This window comes from Bacteroidota bacterium, from assembly GCA_018831055.1.
Lineage (GTDB): Bacteria > Bacteroidota > Bacteroidia > Bacteroidales > B18-G4 > M55B132.
On record JAHJRE010000327.1, the window covers coordinates 1 to 2,109 of the forward strand.

Annotated in this window: 3 protein-coding genes; all 3 read left to right on the forward strand. The window is 42.1% G+C overall.

Annotated elements, in window-relative coordinates; translation table 11 throughout:
- Positions 1-1,036, forward strand: a 1,036-nt coding sequence (locus tag KKA81_17410) for a glycosyltransferase family 4 protein (protein ID MBU2652708.1), incomplete at its 5' end; no start/stop codon positions are given.
- Positions 1,037-1,040: 4 nt separating this feature from the next.
- Positions 1,041-1,817, forward strand: a complete 777-nt coding sequence (locus KKA81_17415; GenBank protein ID MBU2652709.1) for a class I SAM-dependent methyltransferase — start codon at positions 1,041-1,043, stop codon at positions 1,815-1,817.
- A gap of 16 nt (positions 1,818-1,833) precedes the next feature.
- Positions 1,834-2,109 (forward strand): GDP-mannose 4,6-dehydratase (locus tag KKA81_17420; GenBank protein MBU2652710.1); only part of this gene is annotated, 276 nt, incomplete at its 3' end.

Here is a 2,109-nt window from a genome sequence, read left to right on the forward strand (position 1 = left end):
CAGCGGAAATGGAGTATATGCAAATGCGGTAGCCAGCGCATTAAAAAAGCTCCACAGAGTAAAGGTAGTTACCGCATCCCATGTAGAAGCAACTTCTCCTCCGGAGGTGCATCCTGTTCTTGTTAGCTCCAAGAGAACACTGGAAGATGCAGGCAACGTGGAATTTGTACTGAAAGGGCTGAAGGAAGTTGAGGCTCTTTCTGTTTTTAATCCCTCCTTGGCACTCGGCATAGACTGGCATTCCGCTCCAATATGCACTGCGCTGGCAAAAACCTGCGGTTGCAAGTTCATTTTCATGCCGTTCAGGATTTTCTCCTATTCCTATAAGAGCATTTTTATTAGAAAATTAGAAGAGTTAGGCGCTAACTATGCGGATGCAATTATTGCCCTGAGCGAGGTCGATGCACGCTTGATGAAAGAATTTTTTGGACGCACTGCCACGATTATTAATCCGCCAGTCAACGTGCAAGGATTGAATAAGAAGAAGCGGGACATAATTCTGACGATATCCAGAGTCTCTCCTGAGAAAAGAATAGAGAAGCTCGTATGTGCCCTTCCTAAAGTGGATTCGAGTTTATCTTTAGTAATAGCAGGGCATATATACAGCGAGCCGTATCTAAGGGAATTAAAAGAACTTTCTATAAAGCTTGGAGTTGAAAATCGAGTAACGTTCACAGGGAGTCTTCCTCAACCACAGCTCTGGAAACTGTACTCAGAGGCAAAAATTTACGTTAGCCCTTCTAAGTATGAGCCATTCGGTCTGAGCATAGCAGAGGCGGCAGCGCTAGGACTGCCTGTTATCATGGACAGCTCAGGCATGGTTGGTGCAGGAGAGCTACTTGAAGATAAAAAAAGCTGCCTCAAGGTTGACGTATCGAATGAAGAAGAGCTTGCGGATGCAATTAATCTCCTTGCGCGCAACCCTAAGCTCTCTAAAAGAATCGGCAGGAATGCCAGGAAGGCTGCGCTTAAATTGAGCAAAAGTAGCTTCTCGGCAGAAATAAATAAATTTATCTGGAGCATTGTTAATAGTTGAGAGCATGGAACCTAAAATCCCTGTGTGGCAATCACCCTCGGAAGTCTACTCATGGTTCAGGATGAAAAGAACTATTAGAAATTTCTTCATGGAAGAAATTAGATCGAAGAAAGAAATAAAAGTCTTAGATTTAGGATGTGGTCATGGAACCGACATATTTATGCTCAATCTTCTAACAAAAGACAGGAATGTAGAGTTTATTGGTGTCGATATCTCCGAAAAACTTGCGGAGTACAACAATTTTCTCGCCTCTGAATACGGATTTAAAAATTGCAAATTTATTAAGGCGGATATAGAGCAAGGTTTGGAACTAGGAAAGTATGACGTGGTTATCTCGTCCGAAGTTTTGGAGCACCTGCATAATCTGGAGAAGTACCTCTCAAACATTAAAGCCTCGCTGAAGGAGAGCGGTGCAGCTATAATATCGACTCCCAACAAGAGCAATTTCTTCAGAACCGTTTTTAGGAAATTCCCAACCAAAGCTCGAGAGAATATATATAAACAGAACCTTTGGATGGAGGAAAGGAATGCAAAAAAGTTTCAGGAAGCTGAATTCCATCCATCTTATATAGAAGCTGGTAGGCTTAGAAAAATGATCGAAGATAGCGGGCTTAAAATTGAAAAATGGCAAAGAGGGACACTAGTTTATGGTGGAGAGTGGTTGGACAGACATCCTTTTTTATTTTCTTGCACGATATTTCTAGACTCCTGCTTACCAAAAAGCATGATTAATCTATGTTGGGATACAGTTTTAAAAGCGAGAAAGGTAAATAAGAGTTAGTTTTTGAGGTTATGGCATGAAGAATAATTGGAGAGACTGCAACGTATTCGTAACCGGCGCAAATGGCTTCATCGGCTCCTGGATTACCAAAGCGCTGGTAGAAAAAGGCGCAAATGTTGTAATTTTAATCAGGGATGAGATTCCAGCTTCGCCGCTAAGCTGCATGAGCAGCGTCTGCAATAAACTGGGCGGGATTGTAAGAGGAAGCATAACAGATTATGCAGCAGTTGAAAGAATATTCAATGAATACGAAGTAAACACATGCTTTCACCTTGCAGCTCAGGCAATAGTA

What these genes read in the sequence shown, in the direction of transcription:
- KKA81_17415 (MBU2652709.1), top strand. Translation starts at nt 1,041, where the DNA reads ATGGAACCTAAAATCCCTGTGTGGCAATCACCCTCGGAAGTCTACTCA.